The 14,134-nt window shown below is 46.0% G+C and carries 14 protein-coding genes; 11 read left to right on the top strand and 3 right to left on the bottom strand.

All coding sequences use genetic code 11. From position 1 onward, the window contains the following. The first annotated feature begins 38 nt into the window (after nt 1–38). The 8 genes from hemW to A3KS_RS0118240 all read left to right on the top strand — a co-directional run bounded on the left by hemW (nt 39) and on the right by A3KS_RS0118240 (nt 8,622). On the top strand, nt 39–1,208 hold the full coding sequence (gene hemW / locus A3KS_RS0118275) for a radical SAM family heme chaperone HemW (protein ID WP_026396120.1): 1,170 nt from the start codon (nt 39–41) through the stop codon (nt 1,206–1,208). Nucleotides 1,209–1,356: 148 nt separating this feature from the next. Beyond that, the gene (hrcA, locus tag A3KS_RS0118270) at nt 1,357–2,391 is read left to right on the top strand and encodes a heat-inducible transcriptional repressor HrcA (RefSeq protein WP_026396119.1); all 1,035 of its coding nucleotides are present in this window, start codon (nt 1,357–1,359) and stop codon (nt 2,389–2,391) included. An 8-nt stretch (nt 2,392–2,399) separates the two neighbouring features. Continuing rightward, nucleotides 2,400–2,975 (top strand): nucleotide exchange factor GrpE, encoded by a 576-nt coding sequence (grpE, locus tag A3KS_RS0118265; protein WP_026396118.1) that lies wholly within the window; start codon nt 2,400–2,402, stop codon nt 2,973–2,975. A gap of 108 nt (nt 2,976–3,083) precedes the next feature. Further along, complete coding sequence (gene dnaK, locus A3KS_RS0118260) at nt 3,084–4,916, top strand: molecular chaperone DnaK (protein ID WP_026396117.1); 1,833 nt, start codon at nt 3,084–3,086, stop codon at nt 4,914–4,916. A 500-nt stretch (nt 4,917–5,416) separates the two neighbouring features. Next, nucleotides 5,417–6,589: a molecular chaperone DnaJ gene (gene dnaJ / locus A3KS_RS0118255; protein ID WP_026396116.1), complete on the top strand. Its 1,173-nt coding sequence runs from the start codon at nt 5,417–5,419 to the stop codon at nt 6,587–6,589. Nucleotides 6,590–6,780: 191 nt separating this feature from the next. Then, entirely contained in the window at nt 6,781–7,713 is a 933-nt protein-coding gene (gene cysK, locus A3KS_RS0118250; RefSeq protein WP_026396115.1) for a cysteine synthase A, read from the top strand. Then, the gene (locus A3KS_RS0118245) at nt 7,710–8,144 is read left to right on the top strand and encodes an RrF2 family transcriptional regulator (protein WP_026396114.1); all 435 of its coding nucleotides are present in this window, start codon (nt 7,710–7,712) and stop codon (nt 8,142–8,144) included. Before cysK ends, A3KS_RS0118245 begins: the two co-directional genes overlap by 4 nt. 37 nt (nt 8,145–8,181) lie before the next feature. Further along, complete coding sequence (locus tag A3KS_RS0118240; RefSeq protein WP_242834794.1) at nt 8,182–8,622, top strand: MOSC domain-containing protein; 441 nt, start codon at nt 8,182–8,184, stop codon at nt 8,620–8,622. 128 nt (nt 8,623–8,750) lie between these two features. On the opposite strand, the gene A3KS_RS0118235 is transcribed toward A3KS_RS0118240, so the two are convergent. From A3KS_RS0118235 to A3KS_RS0118225, 3 genes are read right to left on the bottom strand one after another with little or no spacing between them, the layout of a single operon-like run. Then, the gene (locus tag A3KS_RS0118235) at nt 8,751–10,007 is read right to left on the bottom strand and encodes an S-methyl-5-thioribose kinase (protein ID WP_026396112.1); all 1,257 of its coding nucleotides are present in this window, start codon (nt 10,005–10,007) and stop codon (nt 8,751–8,753) included. A gap of 33 nt (nt 10,008–10,040) precedes the next feature. Next, nucleotides 10,041–10,508: a EutP/PduV family microcompartment system protein gene (locus A3KS_RS0118230; protein ID WP_026396111.1), complete on the bottom strand. Its 468-nt coding sequence runs from the start codon at nt 10,506–10,508 to the stop codon at nt 10,041–10,043. Nucleotides 10,509–10,511: 3 nt separating this feature from the next. Then, on the bottom strand, nt 10,512–10,862 hold the full coding sequence (locus tag A3KS_RS0118225; RefSeq protein ID WP_026396110.1) for a BMC domain-containing protein: 351 nt from the start codon (nt 10,860–10,862) through the stop codon (nt 10,512–10,514). 232 nt (nt 10,863–11,094) lie between these two features. Between A3KS_RS0118225 and prmA the strand changes: the two genes are divergently transcribed. The 3 genes from prmA to mtaB are packed head-to-tail and all read left to right on the top strand — an operon-like array spanning nt 11,095 to nt 14,129. Next, nucleotides 11,095–12,033: a 50S ribosomal protein L11 methyltransferase gene (gene prmA / locus A3KS_RS0118220; RefSeq protein ID WP_026396109.1), complete on the top strand. Its 939-nt coding sequence runs from the start codon at nt 11,095–11,097 to the stop codon at nt 12,031–12,033. 1 nt (nt 12,034) lies between these two features. Next, the gene (locus A3KS_RS0118215) at nt 12,035–12,781 is read left to right on the top strand and encodes an RsmE family RNA methyltransferase (RefSeq protein ID WP_026396108.1); all 747 of its coding nucleotides are present in this window, start codon (nt 12,035–12,037) and stop codon (nt 12,779–12,781) included. 16 nt (nt 12,782–12,797) lie between these two features. Then, on the top strand, nt 12,798–14,129 hold the full coding sequence (gene mtaB, locus A3KS_RS0118210) for a tRNA (N(6)-L-threonylcarbamoyladenosine(37)-C(2))-methylthiotransferase MtaB (protein ID WP_026396107.1): 1,332 nt from the start codon (nt 12,798–12,800) through the stop codon (nt 14,127–14,129). Nucleotides 14,130–14,134: the final 5 nt, after the last annotated feature.

Raw genomic sequence — 14,134 nt, 5'->3', positions numbered from 1 at the left:
TAAGAAAAATAGTCTTTAAAAATGATGAGGTGTAATAAATGAATGTCAATAAAAAGAATCAGATCGATCCCCTGGGGATTTATGTCCATATTCCGTTTTGTCTGAAGAAATGTGCCTATTGTGATTTTTCTTCTTTTTCCTGCCAGAGTGAGGACAACATCCGGGATTATTTTGAAGCGTTACACAAAGAAATCAGAAACTTTGCCCGAGAAAATCAAAATTCAGATTTGCCGATGGTTGATACCGTCTATTTCGGCGGCGGGACGCCATCGTCGGTTGATGCCGGGCAGATCGAAGCGACCCTGGCCTTATTAAAGGAAGTATTTGTTATTCAGGATACCGCCGAGATCACCATCGAAATCAATCCGGGGACGCTGACCGCGGACAAGGCCCGCCGCTACAAAAAAGCAGGAATCAACCGGGCCAGTGTCGGACTTCAGGCCTGGCAGGATTTTCTGTTGAAAATCCTCGGCCGGATTCACAATCAGGCGGATTTTATCAGAACGATGGAAATCTTAAAAAACAACGGCTTTGAGAACTTCAGTGTCGATGTGATGGTTGGCTTACCGGGACAAAAGCTGGTCGATGTGATGGAGACCCTGGAGGCGCTGATGGTATTTTCGCCCACCCATCTGTCCAGCTACAGCCTGATTCTGGAGCCGGGTACGCCCATGGCCAACTGGGTCGAAGCAGGCCAGTTGGATTTGCCGGATGAAGATGAAGAACGGGAAATGCATTGGGCGGTGGATGGTTTTCTGAAGCAACAGGGATTTGAGCACTATGAAATTTCCAGTTATTGCCGGCCCGGCTGCGAAAGCCGGCATAATGTTAAATACTGGGAACTGGAGCCCTATCTGGGCTTTGGCCTGGGCGCTCATGGTTTCTTTCAGGGCCGACGCTATGGTAACACCAATGAACTCAGACAATATGGTGAGCGATTAAATGCGGGGAAATCTCCGGCGGTTTTTGAACCGGTAATGGCACCCGACGAAATGATGAGTGAATGGATGTTTTTAGGTTTACGCAAACTGAGCGGGATAAGGGATGCTGATTTTATAACCCGTTTTGGCGAAAGCTTTTTTGTCCGCTATGGTGAGGTCATCAAGAGTCTGATCGCTGATGGTTTACTGGCATGGGATGGGTCGGTTTTAAAACTGACAGACCGGGGACAGGACTTTGGAAACCGTGTCTTTATGGCTTTTGTGTAGATGAAATCAGGTCAAAAAAATATCTTAAGAAAACTTTAAAAGGTGAGCAAGCTATTATAGAAACTAGTTGACAAAGTAGGGACAGGGTGTTATATTTAACTCAGATGTTAGCACTCGATTATTGTGAGTGCTAATAACGAGGTGAATCATGGAACTTAACATACGTAAAAAGAAAATACTGGAAGTGATCATCCGTGATTATATCAATACGGCCGAGCCGGTTGGTTCACGAACCCTTTCAAAACGATGCAACCTGGGTATCAGCCCGGCCACCATCCGAAATGAAATGGCGGATCTTGAAGAATTAGGTTTTCTGGTTCAACCGCATACCTCATCGGGACGGATTCCAACCCAACAGGCTTATCGCTATTATGTGGATGAAATCATGGAGATCCAAAAACTGGAGAAAATGATCCGGACCGATATTCATCGGGGTTTTTTGGATCACAATACCGAACTGGGGCCGACGATGTCGCATACCGCTCAGGTTCTGTCGCAGTTAACCAACTACACAGCGGTGGTTCTGGCCCCGCGGGTAACAAATTTTAACTGTAAGCATGTCCAGATTGTTTCTTTAATTAAAAACAGGGTACTTATGGTAGTAGTAACCCAGGAGGGGATGGCCAAAAATATTGAGGTAACCCTTTCGCAAGAGGTTGACACCATGCTGGCCCTGAAACTTTCCAATGTGATCAACGGATTTCTGAAAAACACCATTCTCAGTGAAATGAGTTCAGACCTGATTGATCAGATCCAGGAATTGTCTCCAGCCGAAAGTAAGCTGATCCATGAGATTATCCCTCATCTTAAAAAAGCGTTGATGGAGGATGCCTCGGAAGTTCATTCCACCGGGTTAACCAATCTTTTTAATTATCCGGAATTCAGCGATGTGAACAAGATCAAGCAATTGATCAATATTGTTCAGGAAAAGCAGGTGTTATCAGAAATGATGACATCCAAAGATGGGAACCAGGTCATCCGAATCAAAATCGGTAGCGAAAATGACAATGAAAATCTTAAGGATTTCAGCATTATCACATCAACTTATGAGTTGGACGGTGAAATGATGGGCGCCTTCGGAGTCATCGGGCCGACCCGGATGAACTATGACAATGTGTCGTCGGTTCTCAATTACATCCGCAATGAGTTAAATTTACATATCTCAAATTTATTAATGAAATAGGTGATTATATGATAAAAGAAGAGGAAATCAAAACAGAAACTGTGGCAGAAAATGATGAAGTGCTTTTAGATGAAGCAGAAACGGTAACCGACGAGGAATCGATTGATGAAATTGTCGAAGAAGTATCTCCGGATGAAGTTTTAAAGGAGATCGTAAAGGAGGATGAGGCCATATTGAATCGCTTGGTCAGACTTCAGGCTGATTTTGAGAATTTCAAAAAGCGAAGTCAAAAAGAGAAAACAGAAATGTATCAGTTTGCATCCGAAAACTTTGCAACCAAGCTGCTACCAGTGATGGATAATCTGGAACGGGCTGAAGCGGCCTTATCGGATGCCAGTGAGGAAGCTAAGGGTTATATTGATGGACTGGAAATGGTTTTTAAGCAACTCAAGGATGTGCTCAAAGAAGAAGGTCTGGAAGAAATTGTTTGTGAAGGTCCTTTTGATCCCAATCTTCATCATGGCGTTGCCGTTGGCGAAGATGACGAAAAGGACGACCAGGACATTATTGATGTATTCCAGAAAGGCTACAAATTCAAGGGTAAGGTCATCCGACCAGCCATGGTTAAGGTTTGTAGTAAATAAATATTAAACATATAAACTAAAAAAGTCTAGAATTGAAAATTCAGTTGGATAACCAGCAGAACAATTTTCATTTTAATAAAATAGTAAACATTTCAGGAGGAAATAGATATGAGTAAAGAAAAAATTATCGGGATTGACTTAGGAACCACAAACTCTTGTGTAGCCGTTTTAGAAGGCGGTGAAGCCGTTGTTATCCCAAATGCAGAAGGAAATAGAACGACACCATCAGTTGTCGCTTTTGCCAAAGATGGCGAACGTCTGGTTGGACAGGTTGCCAAACGACAAGCGGTGACCAACCCCGATCGCACCATTTCTTCGATTAAACGCGACATGGGTACTGACCGCAAAGTGGTCGTTGATGATAAAAGTTATACCCCACAGGAAATTTCAGCGATGATTCTGCAAAAACTGAAAGCCGATGCTGAAGCTTATTTAGGTGAAACAGTCAGCAAAGCAGTTATTACCGTACCAGCTTACTTTAGTGATGCACAAAGACAGGCAACCAAAGATGCCGGACGGATTGCCGGTCTGGAAGTTTTAAGAATTATCAACGAACCAACCGCAGCAGCGTTAGCTTATGGTTTAGATAAAGATGCCAATGACAAAATCATGGTTTATGACCTTGGGGGCGGAACCTTTGATGTCTCCATTCTGGAACTTGGTGATGGCGTTTTTGAAGTTAAGTCAACCAATGGAAACAATCACCTGGGTGGTGATGACTTTGACCAGAAAATCATCGATTGGATGGCCGCAGAGTTTAAGAAAACTCACGGACTTGATCTAAAAAACGATAAAATGGCGCTTCAGAGACTTAAAGAAGCCGCTGAAAAAGCGAAAATTGAATTATCAACCGTTATGAAATCAGACATTAATCTGCCATTTATCACCGCTACGGCAGAAGGTCCACAGCATTTGGAATTATCACTGACCCGTGCTAAATTTGATGAACTGACTTCTGATCTGGTCAAGAGTACCATTGGCCCAGTTGAAAAAGCGATGAAAGATGCCGGCCTTTCCAAAAATGAACTGGATAAGGTAATCCTGGTTGGTGGTTCCACCCGAACCCCAGCAGTTCAGGATGCGGTTAAAAATATTACCGGTGAAGATGCTTATAAAGGCATTAACCCTGATGAATGTGTTGCCATTGGTGCCGCCATTCAGGCTGGTGTATTAGCCGGCGAAGTCCATGATGTATTACTGCTTGACGTAACTCCATTATCATTGGGGATTGAAACATTAGGTGGGGTATTCACCCGATTAATCGATCGTAATACCACTATTCCCACCAAGAAAAGCCAGACATTCTCGACTGCAGCGGACAATCAGACCGCAGTTGACATCCATGTTTTACAGGGTGAACGAGAAATGTCCAAAGATAACAAAACATTGGGTCGTTTCCAATTAACCGGGATACCATCAGCACGTCGTGGCATTCCCCAAATTGAAGTAACCTTTGATATTGATGCCAATGGGATTGTTAACGTATCGGCCAAAGATATGGGAACCGGCAAATCACAGAACGTTGTGATTAAATCGACTACCAACATGAGTGATGATGAGATTGATAAAGCTGTCAAAGAAGCGGAACAACACGCAGAAGAAGATAAACGCGTAAAAGCCTTAATCGAAGCCAAGAACGTTGCGGATTCGACCATTTACCAAACCGAACAGTCTTTAAAAGAAATGGAAGGCAAGGTTTCGGATGAGGATAAAGCCAAGGTTGAAGCAGCCATTGCCAACCTCCGAACAGTCAGTGAAGGCGAAGATGTGGAAGCCATTACCAAGGCGACTGAAGAACTGAATGAATCCTTCTATCCATTGGCTCAGAAAATGTATGAAGAAGCAGCTGCCCAACAGGCACCTGATGAGCAAGAAGCTGGGGCTCAGGGTAATGATGACGATGATGTTGTGGATGCTGAATATGAGGAAGTAAAAGAGTAAGATTTGCCTGTAACCGGCAAAAACCAGTGGCAGCCAAGGCTGCCACTCTTTTTCGTGGAGGTAACGAGCCAATCGCAAGCTCGCTTGCAATTGGCGACTGCCCGCGAACGGCTCAAAACGCGGGTGAGCGTTTTGAAAAGTGTCGTGGAGGCAACAAGCCATGTGGGTTTGGTGTGCCGTACCGACCAATTGTTAATCTGTTGTTCGCCGCGCCATGCGAAATCCGCTATGCTCCTTTCACATTGGTCGCGGGCAGTCGCCAACTATAAGTAAACTTATGATTGGCTCGTTGCCTTCGCGAAGAATCGGACAGGCTTTGCCGTGTCCGCTCCGATGCGTACAACATGATGTAAAAATTGTCGGTACTAATATTAAGGTATGTTTCCAACTTTTGGGAATGCTATACTCCACGAAAAAAGACTTTAACTCTTTGCTCCAAAAAGGTATAATAAATAGTTGTTTAGTTGGTGTTTAGGATTCAAAAGAGGTGAGATAGATTTATGAGTGAAAAAAGAGATTACTATGAGGTGCTGGGGGTCAGTAAAGATTCCAGCCCGGATGAAATAAAAAAAGCGTATCGAAAAAAGGCGATGGAATTCCATCCGGATAAAAATCCGGGGGACAGTGCGGCTGAAGAAAAATTCAAGGAAGCCAATGAAGCCTATGAAATTTTAAGCGATGCCGATAAAAAAGCCCGCTATGATCAATATGGTCATGCCGGAGTTGACCCCAATGCCGGCGGTTACGGTGGTGGCAGTTACGGCGGCAGTGGCTTTGGCGGCTTTGAGGATATCTTTGGCGATATTTTCAGCGCTTTTGGCGGCGGTGGCGGATTTGGCGGCGGTCGCGGTGGCCGACGATCCAACCGTGGCTCGGACATGAAGATCAGTATCAACCTGTCCTTCCATGAAGCTGTTTTCGGTGTGGAAAAGAAAATTAAGATCAAACGGAATGAAGAATGTTCAAGCTGTGGTGGCACTGGTGCTGAAAAAGGATCAACCTCAAAAACCTGTGATCAATGTGGCGGTTCGGGTCAGGTTTATGTAAGGCAGCAGACACCGTTCGGAACAGTTCAACAGGTTCATACCTGCGACAAATGCCATGGCGAAGGCAAAATCATTGATAAACCCTGTCACACCTGTCATGGATCCGGACTTGAATCCAAGGAACGAACCATCAGTATCAAAATCCCTGCCGGCGTCTATGACGGCTCAATTTTACCGTTAAGAGGTCAGGGCAACGCCGGACCAAATCATGGTAGCACCGGGGATCTGCTGGTTTATATCAGCGTCCGGGAAGATCCGCTATTTAAACGCAGCGACGATGATGTTTATTATGAACTGCCCATCACCTATGCCCAGGCAGCTCTGGGTGACAGTATTGTGGTCCCGACCATCGACAGTAAGATCAAGCTTAAAATACCGGAAGGTACCCAAAATGGCAAAGTTTTCCGCTTAAAAGGAAAAGGGGTACCCAATGTCAATGGCCGCGGTCGGGGCGATCAGTTTATTACCATTAAGGTGGAAGTGCCACGTAAACTTAACCGTGAGCAACGCCATGCCTTGAATGAATATGCCAAGTTGGCGGGTGAGGATGCCCATCCAGAAGGAAAGCGTTTCTGGTCTCGGGTAGAAGCTGAGGAAAAGGAAAGTCATCCTAAAAAAGACGCCTGATCATTTTTAGGTTATCTCGTACTACGTTTGTATTAATCTTAAGTCTTAAATGCCGGAGAAATCCGGCATTTTTTTGTTGACAAAGAAAAGGCAGAGGCATATAATAAAATCATTAAAACATATCGAAATGATATGAATTAATTAAAAATAAGATTGAAAATAAAAATTTAAGAATAAAGTGAGGTAGGAAGATGTCTAAAATAGCAAAAAGTCTAACCGATTTGATTGGTAATACGCCCCTGCTGGAATTATCGAACTACGAAAAGAGCCTGGAGCTGGAAGCTCGGCTGGTGGCCAAGCTGGAATATTTTAATCCCTTATCATCAGTGAAGGATCGTGTCGGGTTTGCGATGATTGAAGCGGGTGAAAAGGCTGGGTTGATCAAAGCAGGTACTGTGATTATTGAACCAACCAGTGGTAACACCGGGGTGGGTCTGGCATTTGTAGCCGCTGCCAAAGGCTATCGGATCATTTTAACGATGCCGGAAACGATGAGTATGGAACGTCGTAATCTGTTGTCGGCCCTGGGCGCTGAGCTGGTGCTGACGCCAGGAGCCACCGGAATGAAAGGTGCCATTGCCAAAGCCAATGAACTGGCTGAAACGATCCCCAATGCCTTTATTCCGCAGCAGTTTGAAAATCCCGCCAATCCGGAAATTCACCGTCAAACCACAGCACTTGAAATCTGGAACGATACGGATGGCGACGTGGATATTTTTGTCGCTGGCATCGGTACCGGTGGTACCATTACCGGGGTGGGCGAAGTGCTCAAAGAAAAGAAACCTGGGGTTCAGATCGTTGCCGTCGAACCGCAAGCGTCGCCAGTGCTTTCTGGCGGCAGTCCGGGACCGCATAAGATTCAGGGGATTGGCGCCGGTTTTGTACCCGGGGTACTAAATACGACTATTTACGATGAAATTATTACCGTCAGTAATGATAATGCGTTTAAAACGTCCCAAAGCGTTGCCCAGAAAGAAGGCTTACTGGTGGGAATCTCGTCGGGCGCAGCCCTGTATGCGGCCACGGAACTGGCAAAACGACCAGAAAACAAAGGAAAGACCATTGTCGTGTTGCTGCCGGATACCGGCGAACGCTACCTGTCAACGGGGTTATACTCGTCATGAAAATATCAACAAAGGGACGATATGCCTTGCGTCTGATGCTGGACCTGGCGATTAACAATACCGGGGAATACATACCGATTAAACGGATTGCTGAGCGTCAGGAGATTTCTGAAAAATATCTGGAGCAGATCATCACCCAGATTTCCCGGGCCGGCTTCGTCAGGAGCGTCCGGGGATCCCAGGGGGGCTACCAACTGGCAAACCCGCCCGAAGAATATACCGTTGGAATGATTTTACGGCTGATGGAAGGGGAATTGTCCCCAGTGGCCTGTTTAGATGAACCGGGCAGCTGTGACCGGGCCGATCGCTGCGTCACTGTTGATGTCTGGCGGCAAATTAAAGATGCCGTTGAGAATGTGGTAGATAATATTACCCTGGCAGATCTGGTGAAGTCGTATAATGAAAAGGGCACCTGTGAGTATTTTATTTAGGCAGGACTAAGCGGACAATAAAAAAAGATGAAAGCAGGTGAGCCCATTGGGAAAGGTTACAGCTATTTATCGGAGTGTTAAAAAAGGCGAGCGGATTCGCCTGGATCAGCCGGCCCTTTTTATTTCGGGGTTCGGACTTGAAGGGGACAGTCACGGCGGTCGCGACAAACGGCAGGTCTGCTTATTTGGACTTAACAGCACTGAGCAATTGCAAAAGATCGGCGGAGCCGGTTTATGTACCGGACGTTTCAATGAAAATATCACCACCACAGGCATCGAGCTGTTTCGGTTACCCCTGGGAACCCGGCTGAAAATTGGCGGAACTGTCCAGGAGATTTCTCAGATTGGCAAAAAATGCTTTGGCTGTGAAATCGGGGATGAAAACGGAAAGTGCCTGCTGGCAAATGAGGTTGTTTTTACGGCTGTGATTATCGGCGGCTTCATTAAAGTTGGCGATCCCATTGAGGTGATGGAGTAAGGCGCTATTATTATCTTAATGGATCAGGATGGTTTAATGATGATAGTGAAGTTGCGAATTTGCGACAAAATATAAAATACCGCTGTTTTCGAGCTTTCGAAAGCAGCGGTATTTTTTGTTGTTAATGATTAACCCAATTTTTTTAGTAACTGGGTGTAGTCGGTAATGTTGATGTAGTTTCCGTGGTTTTGCAATAGCTGTTTGGAAATCTCCAGACCCAGCAGTGTGGGCACCAGTCGGTTTGGTTCGGGAAGCCGTAGCAGATCGTAACAGATTCCCCGGTTGGCCAGTCGGGACATCACATTGACCCCGGTATAAGACAAGGCGTTCTGCAACTGATCGATCAGATAGGCATCGACGTCAAGGGTTTTTAAGCTGTAGCTTTCCTCCCGATGGGTTTCTACCAGCTGGCGGAATTCATTTTGAAAGGTGGTATATAGATCGGCGATGGTCTCCAACAGGTAGGCCTGGAAATCGGCTTTTTCGGCGGCGGTTCGGGTTTCATCGCCAAACCAGGAAATATAGTTCAGGGTCAGGCTGGCGGTGAGACGGCCAAAATCCTGGGCCAGTGGCCCGAAACCGGCAAATTCACCATCAATGATGCGCACGTCAGCGGCACTGATCATGATGTTGGAACTGTGAAGGTCGGTATGGATCAGGCATTCCTTGTCGTTCATAAATTTGTTTTCCAGCCGCTTAAATTCAGCCTTGATCTGGGGGTTATCCACCAGTTCGGCTCTTTTTTCATCGGTACCGGGAACCATCTCCCGTTCCCAGGAAACACCGATGTTTTCATGGAAAAGGAAAGGCACCAGGGCCGTATATTCAGGGTTGACAAAAAAACGTTCAACTTCGGATTTTTTATAATTGGTGAGATGCAGGTTGGACGAGAAAAAAAGATTGCGGGCAAAAAAAGCGCCGATCTTATCGGTGAAGTGATGATGCTTAACCATTCGGCAGAGCTCAAAACGAAGCAGGCTCAAATCCATCAGATCTTCCATGACAATGATGCGGTTGGCTTCGTCGAAAAGATAAATCTCGGGACTGATACCGGGATATACCGAGTTCCAGAAAATGAGGGTCGCAATCTCGGAACGCATCCGGCCCAGATCAAGGGTCCAGCCGGCATCGGTTCCGTCTTCGACGGTATTGTTTTTTTCGTCCTCGATTCGAAATCGGGGCATCGAGAGCATTTGTTTCATAATCACAGATTTTCCGGATTGATCATAAACGTGGTAGATTAAATTAACAAAGCCTTCAATACTTTCCTTAACGGCGTGTAAATCCACCACAGTCAGGTTGGCATCGGCGGAAAAGATTTCCTTTTCTTTAAGGTAGTCGGCAACGCCTGCCACTGTTAAATTGCCATAGCTGTCATAGGTCATTTTTTCACTTCCTTAATCGATAGTCTCTAAAATTTATTTATTGCGGTGGGGATCCATAAAATGATGAATGGCGGCTTCCAATTCCGTGATGCCTTCACCGGTATAGGAGCTGACTACATAGATGTGTTTGGGATTGATACCGGCATAGATCAGCAGATTCCGACTCCGCTTAATATTGCATTCAGGCAGATCGGTTTTGGTGATCACGCCAATGGAGGGGATGTTGTAGGTATGGATAAAATTGGGCGGGAAGGCGTTTTGGGAGTCCATACAAGAACAGACCAGAATCACCAGCCCGGCATCCATGGTAATATTAATGGCCTGACGCGAAAAAAACGGGAGTTCAATAAATTCTCCCGGGGTGTCAATAAAATCGTCATAGTAACTGACCATCTGCGTTTTGGAATATTTAAGTTCTTCTTCATTCAGCCGCTGCATCAGGGTGGTTTTTCCGCTGCCGATTTTGCCGATTAAGGCCACCCGTTTTCGATTATTTGCCATAGATTAAGAGTAGGTGATTTTAGGAATGTCGAATCCTAAAATATGGTTTAGGGTATTAAGGATTTCGGTGACGGCTGCTTTCACATCAGAGACCCGACCAGTGATTACCAGGGAACCGCTGAAACGATCCAGGAATCCGATTTCAACCGGGGCGGCTTTAGTGGCAGCGTCAGCGGCGATAATGGCAGCTTCGCTGGGAGTGATGGTTAAGATACCAATGGCATCAGCGGCTTCGTCGTCCAGGCCCAATTTAATATAGATATCATTTTTGGGTTTGGCAATAATATGGGCCAGGGTTACCTGCTTGCCAGGAACGTATTCTTGTATCGAGCGGTTCTTTTTTTCAGTTTCCATCGTGTCACCTTTTCTATGTGTATTTTGATGTTAATTAAATTCATTATAGCATTAAACTGGAACCCGTTACATCCATTAACGATATTTTACAGAAAGCTAACAAAAAATTTCTGTATCAATAATTACTCAAAAAATCTATTTCTTTTATAAGCAAGATGAGTTATAATGATCAATTGTTAAACATGCGGAAAAAGTGGTATAATACCACAACGATTAAACTGGAGGTAAGGGAATGCTTTGGAAAGAAGTTCAAATCACAACAACATTGGAAGCTGAGGAAGCGGTGGTCAATGCTTTTTATGAAGCGGGGGCGGATGGCGTGGCCATTCAGACATTGCAGGATGCACTTTTAATTCAACAAGATCCCAAGGTTAATTTTGTGGATGAATCACTTCTCGAATTAGATCCCAATGTTTCGATTGTGCGGGGATATTTCAGTGAGGTGGAAGATACAGAAGAAGCGGTACATAAACTGATTACCTCAGTAAAAATGCTGCCCACCTTTGGTCTTGATCCCGGTGCCTGTGAGATGATGATTACGGAAGTGGAAGAGGAAGACTGGGCCAACTCCTGGAAAAAGTTTTACAAACCCACCAAGGTCGGCAAAAGCATTGTCATCAAACCGACCTGGGAAGACTACGTTCCAGTCGGTGACGAGATTGTCATCAATATTGACCCGGGAATGGCCTTCGGCACTGGAACTCACGAAACCACCCAACTCTGTGCCATTAAACTGGAAGAGTATATCAAACCCGGCGATGTGGTGCTGGACATCGGCTGCGGTACTGGGGTGCTGTCATTGATTGCCGGAAAATTGAAAGCGAAAAAAGTGGTAGCGGTGGACTTTGACACCCTGGCGGTTAAAATTGCCCGGGAAAATGCCGAGCTTAATGAATTAGGTGGGATGGTAGAAATCCGCGAAGGAAATCTGTTGGATGTCATTGATGAAAAGGCCGATGTCATTGTGGCCAATATTCTGGCCGCCGCGATCGTGGAATTGTCGAGCATTATCAAACCCTACCTGAAAGAAAACGGGATTTTTATTTCATCGGGAATCATCATCGACCGCTTGGCGGATGTACTCAATGCCCTGGAAGCGGAAAACTTCAAGATTGTTTTTGTTCAGCAAATGGGTGAATGGGTTGGGGTGGTCGCCCAGAAGAGGGACTAGTATGCATCGATTTTTTGTGGAACCCGATCAGATTGCAGAAGCATCCATCGTTATTACCGGGGAGGATTTTAAACACATCACCAAAGTCCTACGGTTAGGAAAAGACGATCAGATTGAGGTTTGTGATGGCCGGGGCACCGACTATCAGGTGGTCTTGAACAGCCCCGGAGATCAGACGGTTTCCGGTAGCATTATCAGGCAATACCCCTCCCGGGGCGAAACACCGGAGCTCGTTATCACGCTTTTTCAGGGCTTGCCCAAGGGCACCAAAATGGAAGTGATTATCCAGAAGGGCGTGGAACTGGGCGTTTATGAGGTCGTGCCTTTTTCTTCGCTGCGGACGATTTCCCAGATCAAGGACAAAAAAGATAAAAAAATCGAACGCTGGCAGCGAATTGCCTACGAGGCGGCTAAACAGTCCAAGCGGGGGATTATCCCGGCGATCAGGTTACCCCAAACCTTAATGGCTATTTTGACGGAAGTTGACCATTACGATTTGATGCTTTTAGCCTATGAGGATGAAAACATGCTGACCCTGAAGGCGGCACTGGAACAATTTGAAAATAGCCAGGGGGCTGATAAACCGCTGAAAATTGGAGTCATCATTGGTCCCGAAGGGGGCTTCGATCCCCAGGAAGTGGCGGCCTGCAAAGCAGCAGGGGTGATCAGCGTAACCCTGGGCCGGCGGATCTTACGAACGGAAACCGCGGGCATGGTGGTGCTCAGCCAATTGAATTTCTGGAAGTGAGGTGTATACAAGAAGGATGAATAATGTGCAAAGAAAAGTCGGGTTTATGACCCTGGGCTGCAAGGTCAACACCTATGACAGTGAAGCGATGATGGAGATTTTTGAGACAGCTGGTTATACTATTGTCGATTTTTCCGAGGTTGCCGATGTTTATGTCATCAATACCTGTACGGTGACCCATCTGGGCGATCAGAAATCCCGGAAAATGATGCGAAAAGCCAAGCGGATCAACCCCAATGCGATTATCTGTGCGGTGGGTTGTTACGTACAGGTAGCCCCGGATGAGGTCGAAAAAATAGTCGAAGTGGATTTGATGATTGGCACTAAAAATCGGGGCGATATCCTGGCCTATATTGATGCCCACCTTCAGGATCTCAGCCAGCGGGATTTTGTCTCAGATATTATGGATGAAAAGATCTTTGAACCGCTGATGATTTCTGAGGTTAAGGGTAAAACCCGGGCCTTTATCAAAATCCAGGAAGGTTGCAATCAGTTCTGTACCTATTGTATTGTCCCCTTTGCCAGAGGGCCGGTCAGAAGCCGCAACCAGCAACAGATCATCGACGAGGTGAACCGGGTGGTTGAGATGGGCTATCAGGAAGTGATTCTTTCTGGTATTCACATTGCCTCTTACGGGGTGGATCAAACAGGTACCGATGTGAGTAAGACGGACCTGATTGACCTGATTGAAGCCCTTGATGGGATTGAAGGACTCAAACGGATTCGACTGGGATCGATGGAACCCAAATTTATTACGCCCCAGCGGCTTAAGCGGCTGGCTGGGCTGGAAAGCTTTTGCCCCCATTTTCATCTGTCCCTGCAAAGCGGCAGTGATACGGTGCTGAAACGGATGGGCCGCCGTTACACGACGGCTGAATACCTGGAGATTGTCAATCAAATCCGGGCGGTTTTCCCATTAGCTGCCATTACTACCGATATGATGGTGGGCTTCCCCGGTGAAACCACAGCAGAATTTCAGGAGACTCTGGATTTTGCCAGGGCAGTAGGTTTTTACCAGATCCATGTGTTTAAATACTCCCGGCGGACCGGGACCAAAGCCGCTGCGTTCCCTGATCAGATCGATGAAACCCTTAAGAATGCCCGCAGTCATGAGCTCTCAGAATTGTCCCGGGAATTGGAGCTGGCCTTTATCAAAAAAAATGATGGCCTGATTGCTGAGGTTCTATTTGAAGCAACCAACGATGCAGCCGGTTATGAAGGCCATACCAAAAATTATGTGCCGGTTTTTCTCGTGACCGACGAAAAAATCAATGGTAGAATCATCAGCGTTAGGGTATCATATAGTAGTCGATATGCTGACAAGTTAATCGGAGATTCTATAATTTAGGAGGA

Origin of the sequence: Acetobacterium malicum subsp. dehalogenans DSM 11527, from assembly GCF_000472665.1 — a bacterium.
GTDB lineage: Bacteria > Bacillota > Clostridia > Eubacteriales > Eubacteriaceae > Acetobacterium > Acetobacterium malicum.
The sequence above is the reverse complement of the archived record's forward strand: the minus strand, read 5'-3'. Positions and strand labels throughout refer to the sequence as shown.